This is a genomic window from Exiguobacterium sp. s161 (assembly GCF_018619045.1).
GTDB lineage: Bacteria > Bacillota > Bacilli > Exiguobacteriales > Exiguobacteriaceae > Exiguobacterium_A > Exiguobacterium_A indicum.
The window spans coordinates 34,082-41,528 of sequence record NZ_JACSNH010000010.1; the positions used below are offsets into that span (position 1 = coordinate 34,082).

The window sequence follows — 7,447 nt, forward strand, 5'->3', positions numbered from 1 at the left end:
GCAGAATAGTGTGAAGTGGGGGACGCGTATGCGACAGACGAAATACAAAGCAGTACCATGGACGAAAGAACAATTCTACAATCGATATGTTGAACAGACGAATGGCACAACGGGACACGTCTGGCTCGAAAGCGGTCGAATCGGCCGGTATACGATGGCGGCGACTCGTCCTGTCGGATACGTCCGGACAAAGGACGGAATGACGACGATCGAGACAGAGGGAAAAGTCGAGACGTCGACGGCGAATCCATTTGATGTACTCGAACAGCTCCGCGTCGAACGTGAATCGATCCGACCGGATGGAATGCCACCGTTCTTTGGTGGATTTGCCGGTTACGTCAGTTATGATGCCGTCCGTTATTTAGAAAAGTTACCGGAGCGAGCGATGGATGATTTGCAAACACCCGATCTGTCATTTTACTGGTACGATGAAGTCGCCGTGTTTGATGAGGAGACGAAGCAGTTGTTCATTGCCGTGACGCGAGACACGGCAGAGGAAGCGGAGCGGATCCTTGAAGAAGAAGTCGCGCGCTGGTGCATCGAGACGACCGCACCTCAGTTTACAGCGACCGGTTCATCCGGTGAGCGGGAACGAGCCTTCGGACAGGAGGCGTTCATGACAGCGGCACACCGGATTAAATCCTATATTGAGGACGGTGACGTTTTCCAAGTTAATTTGTCCGTCCGTCAACAGGAACTGCTTGGGACGACAGCGGAACATTTGTATGATGTATTACGACAAGTCAATCCTTCTCCATACATGGGTTACTTTGCGGATGAAGATTTAACACTCGTGTCCGCCTCACCCGAGTTGCTCGTCGAAAAAATCGGTGATGCGTTAGCGACACGTCCGATTGCCGGAACACGGCCGCGCGGGAAGGATGAAGCGGAGGATTTACGACTTGCGAAAACCTTACTCGATAATGAAAAAGAACGGGCAGAGCATGTGATGCTTGTTGATTTAGAGCGGAATGATTTAGGACGCGTCAGTCGTTATGGTACGGTTCATGTCGATGAGCTGATGGTGATCGAGAAATACTCGCACGTACAACACATCGTCTCAAACGTCAGAGGGGAAGTAACTCCGGAACACTCTGGGAGTCAGGTGCTCGCTGCGATGTTCCCAGGTGGTACGATCACTGGCGCACCAAAAATCCGGACGATGGAAATCATTGAAGAACTGGAACCGGTCCGGCGCGGTATCTATACTGGGTCGCTTGGCTTCATCAGTTGGGCGGATGATGTCATTTTCAACATCTTGATCCGGACACTCGTCGCAAAAGACGGGATGGCATATGTCCAAGCAGGTGCTGGAGTCGTCACAGATTCGGACGCAGCACGTGAATACGAAGAGTCACTCAGTAAAGCCAAAGCGTTATGGGTGACAAAAGAAACAGCGGAGGGAACGCAATGATTGTATTGATTGATAACTATGATTCCTTTACGTACAACTTAGTCCAGTATTTCGGCGAACTTGGGCAAGACATCCGGGTATTTCGCAACGACGCGATCACGCTTGCGGAAATCGAAGCGTTGCAACCGGATCATCTGGTCATCTCACCGGGCCCCTGTACACCGAATGAAGCGGGGATCAGTCTAGAAGCGATTGCTTATTTTGCTGGGAAGGTGCCGATACTAGGGGTCTGCTTAGGTCATCAAGCGATTGGACAAGTATTCGGTGGTAAAGTCGTCCGCGCGAAGGAATTGATGCACGGAAAAGTCTCGCCACTGACGCATGACGGACAAGGCATCTTTGAACGAATCCCACAAGCGACGCCGGTGACACGTTATCACTCGCTCGTCGTTGAACGCGAGACATTCCCGGAAGTGCTCGAAGTGACGGCGGAAGCCGGTGGAGAGATCATGGCACTCCGTCACCGGACGTTGCCGATTCTCGGTGTCCAGTTCCATCCGGAAGCGATTTTGACGCGAGACGGGAAGCAGATGTTAAAAAATTTCTTGGAGTTGACGCATTATGTATCTCTGGCATGACGGAACCATTAAACGAGAAGAAGAAGTACGCATCTCCCCGCTCGATCACGGATTCGTCTACGGGATGGGTGTATTCGAGACGTTTCGGACCTATAACGGACATCCGTTTTTGTTCGATGATCATATTGAACGCTTACGGATGAGTTGTGTCGCACTCGGAATCCAGCTAGCATATGATCGGGAAGCCTTACGGCAAGCGATCCAAGATTTATATGCAGCATATGGGGCGAACGATTTATACATTCGGTTGAACGTCTCTGCCGGTCCACGTGAGATCGGTTTATCAATCGATCCTTACGACACGCCGACCGTGTTGATCTATGCGAAACCAATCGCTCCGCGAAAACGGGCGGAACGTGCACTCGAGACGATTCGTTTACCGCGCAGTACACCGGAGACGACTTACCGCTTGAAGTCACATCATTACATGAACAATCTAGTGGCGAAACGCCAATTGTTCAATCCGGAAGCAGAAGGGTTGTTTTTGACGAAGGAAGGTCATGTCTGTGAGGGCATTACGTCAAACATCTTTTGGCGTTACGGAAGTACATGGTATACGTCACCGCTTGAAACCGGTGCACTGAACGGGATTACCCGTCAGTTCCTCATGCAACATGTACCGGTCGAAGAACGCCTGGCGTATTTACCGCAACTTGAAGAAGCAGATGAGATCATCTATACGAATTCCGTTCAGGAAGCGGTCGCCATTTCGTCACTTGACGGACGCCCTTTCCCTGGAATCAACGGAACAGGATATGCACAAATCATGACGCTGTTCGATCAATCCGTCGAACAGGTGACGACAAGGAGAGAACAACGATGACCTACATCATGGGTATCTTGAACGTGACACCGGACTCCTTTTCGGACGGTGGACAATATGTCAATGTCGAGCAAGCGATGCGGCAAGCGCGTCAGCTCGTCGCGGATGGAGCAGATGCGATCGATGTCGGTGGAGAATCGACACGACCGGGTGCAGCATTCGTATCAGTCGAAGAAGAACTCACCCGTGTTTTACCGATCATCAAGCGCATCAAACGAGAGCTGAACGTCCTCGTGTCGATCGATACGTACAAACCGGTCGTCGCAGAGGCTGCTATTGAAGCAGGAGCAGATATCATCAACGATGTTTGGGGCTCGAAGTGGGGCGACCGTTCGATGGTCAACGTTGCTGCGCAGTATAAAGTACCCATCATTTTGATGCATAACCGGGAGACGGCGCATGGGACAGATATGCTGGCAGAAGTCCGGGCTGACCTTGAGGAATCGATTCGGTTAGCAAAACAGGCAGGCGTAGCGGAAGAGCATATTTGGCTCGACCCTGGGATTGGATTCATGAAGACGCATGAAGAGAACTTGTACCTGATGCGTCATCTATCGATCGTAACGGACTTCGGGTATCCGGTTTTACTCGGAACGTCCCGTAAATCGATGATCGGACTTGCGCTCGGATTACCGACAGAAGAACGACTCGAAGGAACGATTGCGACGGTGTGTTACGGAATTCAACAAGGATGTGACTGGATGCGTGTGCATGACGTCAAAGAAGTCAAACGGGCAGCGCAGATGATGGACATCATGTTGGCTGCGACGAAGGGGGAATAACGGTGGATCGAATTCATGTAACAGGAATGCGTTTTTATGGGTACCACGGTGTATTCGCAGAAGAGACGAAACTCGGTCAACGCTTCAATGTCGACTTATCGATCGGACTTGCATTGGCAGAAGCCGGTCGGACGGATGATTTGACGAAAAGTGTCAATTACGCCGAATTGTATGAAGCGGCGAAACGTGTCGTCGAAGGAGAACCGCTCCAACTCGTCGAAGCCTTGGCGGACCGTATTGCAAAAGCAGTATTTGCGTTAGACGAACGAATTCAAGAAGCGTCGATCAAGGTCATCAAACCGGATCCGCCGATTGCCGGTCATTATGAACATGTGGCGGTCGAGATCAATCGCCTTCGGGAGGACTATGCATGAAGGAAGCTTACATTGCACTCGGCTCGAACATCGGCGATAAAGCGGCTCACTTAAGAGCAGCGATTGCTCGCCTGAGAGCATTACCGTCCGTTCATGACGTAAAGACCTCTTCCATTTATGAGACGGTACCTGTCGGGTATCTCGAGCAGGATTTATTCTATAATATGGTCGTCGCGATTCAAACGACGGATGAGGCATCTGTCTTACTTGGGCGACTGCAGGAAATTGAACAGCTAGAAGGACGCGAGCGTTTGTTCAAAAATGGACCACGAACGCTTGACTTAGATATTTTGCTATATGAGGAAGAACGCATTGACCTCGAAGGATTAACCGTTCCGCATCCGCGGATGCAAGAGCGGGCATTCGTCCTCGCACCATTACGTGAACTCGCAGCAACATGCGTCATACCCGGTCTTGAGCAAAGTGTCGAGCAGTTGTATCAGCAGTTACCAGAGACAGAACGAAACGGTGTACGACGGTTAGGTGGGCTTTTAGAAGCGGAGGAACAATAATGGAATTTAACATTGGTGATGTCAAACTGAAGAATCAAGTCATCTTGGCACCGATGGCAGGCGTCTGTAATCCGGCGTTTCGGTTAATCGCAAAGGAGTTTGGTGCAGGACTCGTCTGTGCGGAGATGGTCAGCGATAAAGGGATCTTGTACGAAAACGAACGGACGCTTCAGATGCTGTACGTGGATGAGCGGGAAAAACCGCTCAGTCTTCAAATCTATGGCGGTTCAAAAGAGACACTCGTTCAAGCGGCACGATATGTCGAAGCGAACACGAATGCCGACATCATTGACATCAACATGGGCTGTCCCGTCCCGAAAGTCACGAAAAGTGATGCTGGAGCGAAATGGTTGCTTGATCCGGATAAGGTATATGAGATGGTCCATGCGGTGACGCAAGCGATCGATAAACCCGTTACTGTTAAGATGCGGACCGGCTGGGACAGTCATCACATCTATTGTGTCGATAATGTCAAAGCGGCAGAAGCGGGTGGTGCGAAAGCCGTTGCCATCCACGGGCGGACACGTTCGCAAAAGTATGAAGGGGTCGCAGACTGGAACATCATTGGCGAAGCGAAAAAAGCGGTCAACATCCCAATCATCGGAAATGGAGATGTTCAGACGCCGCAAGATGCAAAACGGATGATTGATGAGATCGGCGTCGACGGTGTCATGATCGGACGGGCAGCTCTCGGGAACCCGTGGATGTTGTATCAGACGATCCAGTATCTCGAATCAGGAACGCTTCCGGCAGAACCGACGGCGCGTGAGAAGATTGATATCTGTCTCTTACACGCCACACGACTAGTCGCGCTAAAGGGAGAAGAACTCGCCGTACGCGAAATGCGGACACATGTCGCCTGGTATTTGAAAGGAATGAAGGGGAACGGTCGCGTTCGCAATGCGTTATTCAATATCGACACACACGCAGGACTCGTCGAACTGTTACAGCAGTACTTGCAGACACTCGAAGAAGACGTAGCATATGCCTAACAGGTAAAGTATAGTCGGACAGCGTCGTTTTGTGGTACGCTAGTTGCATTGAAGATGAGCGTATCGGTTTTCTAAAAGGGCTGTCGGTCATTCCGACAGCTTTTTATTCGAGAGAATCGTCGTGAACCATTATTAAAAGGAGTGAAGACAGTGAGTCAGGATATGGAAATGAACGATCAAATGCAGGTGCGTCTCGGTAAGATGAACGCCATGCGTGAACAAGGTCTCGATCCATTCGGCGCACGTTTTGAACGTTCGACGGATACTGCGAGCATTCGTGCATCATTTGGTGAACATACAAAAGAAGAGTTGGCTGAACTAAAACCGGAAGTTGCGATCGCGGGTCGTGTCATGACGACACGTCGTAAAGGGAAGGTTGGCTTTACGAATGTTCAGGATGTACAAGGTCAAATTCAGTTGTATGTCCGTAAAGATGATGTCGGTGAAGAGGCGTACGAGATTTATAAGACATGTGACTTAGGTGACATCGTTGGAATTCAAGGATATGTGTTCAAAACGAATGTTGGTGAACTGTCTGTTCACGTTACAGCATTTACGTTATTAACAAAATCGTTACGTCCGCTTCCGGATAAATATCACGGATTAAAAGATATCGAACAACGCTACCGTCAGCGTTACCTCGACCTCATTACGAACCAAGAATCACGTGAGACATTCATCGCGCGGAGTAAAGTCATTCGTGGAATTCGTCAATATCTCGATAACCTCGGATACTTGGAAGTCGAAACACCAATGTTGCATACGATTGCGGGTGGAGCATCGGCTCGTCCGTTCATCACGCATCATAATGCACTCGACATGACGCTTTACATGCGGATTGCGATCGAGCTCCATTTGAAACGTTTGATCGTCGGTGGACTTGAGAAAGTCTACGAAATCGGTCGTGTGTTCCGTAATGAAGGAATCTCAACACGCCATAACCCAGAGTTTACGATGATCGAACTCTATGAAGCGTATGCGGATTATAAAGACATCATGAACTTAACAGAGAACCTGATCGCTCACGTCGCACAAGAAGTACTCGGTACGACACAAGTCACTTACGGAGAAGACGTCATCGACCTATCTGTCGGTTGGAAACGAGCACACATGGTCGATCTCGTTAAAGAAGCGACAGGTGTCGACTTCTTTGAACAGATTTCAAACGAACGTGCTCTCGAACTAGCGCATGAACACGGTGTTGAAGTCCAGTCGCACATGACGACGGGACATATCTTGAATGAGTTCTTCGAACAAAAAGTAGAAGAGACACTCGTTCAACCAACATTCGTCTATGGTCATCCTGTTGAAGTATCGCCACTTGCGAAGAAAAATCCAGAGGATCCACGCTTTACGGATCGCTTTGAATTATTCATCGTCCGTCGTGAACATGCGAATGCCTTCACGGAATTGAACGATCCAATCGATCAACGTGAACGTTTCGAAGCACAACTCGTCGAAAAAGAAGCAGGAAACGACGAAGCACATGAAATGGATACAGACTTCATTGAAGCACTCGAGTACGGTATGCCGCCAACGGGTGGTCTTGGCATCGGGATCGATCGTCTCGTCATGTTGTTGACGAATGCGCCATCGATTCGTGATGTATTACTCTTCCCAACGATGCGTCACCAACAAAATTAATGAGTAGAGCTCCGTTTCTTCTATAAGCTATAGAAGAAACGGAGCGTTCTTTTTGAAGTCAATGTAGGGATAAACGAGTCAAAAAACGGGTAAATAAAAGTTTTTAAATGTTTTTCTAATAAAATGCTTGTACGATTCGAAAAGCCATGGTATATTACTTCTTGTGCCGCGAATGGTCGTGACACACAAAAATAAATATCAAAAAAGTTGTTGACAATCGGGTTGATAACTTGTTAAGATATTAAAGTCGCTGAAAACGACACGACGAACTTTGAAAACTGAACGATGAGGCAAAAATCGTATTCTACGGAATACAAAAACGAATGAA

The 7,447-nt window shown here is 49.0% G+C and carries 8 protein-coding genes; all 8 read left to right on the forward strand.

Translation table 11 applies throughout. From position 1 onward, the window contains the following. Positions 1 to 28: 28 nt before the first annotated feature. The 8 genes from KNQ14_RS16300 (at position 29) to lysS (ending at position 7,119) form a co-directional block, all read left to right on the forward strand. Positions 29 to 1,414 carry an anthranilate synthase component I family protein gene (locus KNQ14_RS16300; RefSeq protein WP_214861814.1) on the forward strand — a complete coding sequence of 462 codons (1,386 nt, stop codon included), beginning with the start codon at positions 29 to 31 and terminating at the stop codon, positions 1,412 to 1,414. Beyond that, a complete protein-coding gene (locus tag KNQ14_RS16305; RefSeq protein ID WP_029343065.1) occupies positions 1,411 to 1,992 on the forward strand; it encodes an anthranilate synthase component II in 582 nt (193 codons plus the stop codon). The genes KNQ14_RS16300 and KNQ14_RS16305 overlap by 4 nt, the downstream gene beginning before the upstream one ends. Next, positions 1,976 to 2,815, forward strand: coding sequence for an aminotransferase class IV (locus tag KNQ14_RS16310; RefSeq protein ID WP_214861816.1), 840 nt, complete (start codon positions 1,976 to 1,978; stop codon positions 2,813 to 2,815). Before KNQ14_RS16305 ends, KNQ14_RS16310 begins: the two co-directional genes overlap by 17 nt. Continuing rightward, a complete protein-coding gene (gene folP / locus KNQ14_RS16315) occupies positions 2,812 to 3,597 on the forward strand; it encodes a dihydropteroate synthase (RefSeq protein ID WP_214861818.1) in 786 nt (261 codons plus the stop codon). Before KNQ14_RS16310 ends, folP begins: the two co-directional genes overlap by 4 nt. Before the next feature lie 2 nt (positions 3,598 to 3,599). Then, complete coding sequence (gene folB / locus KNQ14_RS16320) at positions 3,600 to 3,971, forward strand: dihydroneopterin aldolase (protein WP_214861819.1); 372 nt, start codon at positions 3,600 to 3,602, stop codon at positions 3,969 to 3,971. Continuing rightward, the gene (folK, locus tag KNQ14_RS16325; RefSeq protein ID WP_023466573.1) at positions 3,968 to 4,483 is read left to right on the forward strand and encodes a 2-amino-4-hydroxy-6-hydroxymethyldihydropteridine diphosphokinase; all 516 of its coding nucleotides are present in this window, start codon (positions 3,968 to 3,970) and stop codon (positions 4,481 to 4,483) included. The genes folB and folK overlap by 4 nt, the downstream gene beginning before the upstream one ends. Next, complete coding sequence (dusB, locus tag KNQ14_RS16330; protein WP_023466575.1) at positions 4,483 to 5,475, forward strand: tRNA dihydrouridine synthase DusB; 993 nt, start codon at positions 4,483 to 4,485, stop codon at positions 5,473 to 5,475. Before folK ends, dusB begins: the two co-directional genes overlap by 1 nt. Positions 5,476 to 5,637: 162 nt before the next feature. Further along, on the forward strand, positions 5,638 to 7,119 hold the full coding sequence (lysS, locus tag KNQ14_RS16335) for a lysine--tRNA ligase (RefSeq protein ID WP_214861820.1): 1,482 nt from the start codon (positions 5,638 to 5,640) through the stop codon (positions 7,117 to 7,119). Positions 7,120 to 7,447: the final 328 nt, after the last annotated feature.

What these genes read in the sequence shown, in the direction of transcription:
- KNQ14_RS16300 (WP_214861814.1), top strand. Translation starts at nt 29, where the DNA reads ATGCGACAGACGAAATACAAAGCAGTACCATGGACGAAAGAACAATTC.
- KNQ14_RS16305 (WP_029343065.1), top strand. Translation starts at nt 1,411, where the DNA reads ATGATTGTATTGATTGATAACTATGATTCCTTTACGTACAACTTAGTC.
- KNQ14_RS16310 (WP_214861816.1), top strand. Translation starts at nt 1,976, where the DNA reads ATGTATCTCTGGCATGACGGAACCATTAAACGAGAAGAAGAAGTACGC.
- folP (WP_214861818.1), top strand. Translation starts at nt 2,812, where the DNA reads ATGACCTACATCATGGGTATCTTGAACGTGACACCGGACTCCTTTTCG.
- folK (WP_023466573.1), top strand. Translation starts at nt 3,968, where the DNA reads ATGAAGGAAGCTTACATTGCACTCGGCTCGAACATCGGCGATAAAGCG.
- dusB (WP_023466575.1), top strand. Translation starts at nt 4,483, where the DNA reads ATGGAATTTAACATTGGTGATGTCAAACTGAAGAATCAAGTCATCTTG.
- lysS (WP_214861820.1), top strand. Translation starts at nt 5,638, where the DNA reads ATGGAAATGAACGATCAAATGCAGGTGCGTCTCGGTAAGATGAACGCC.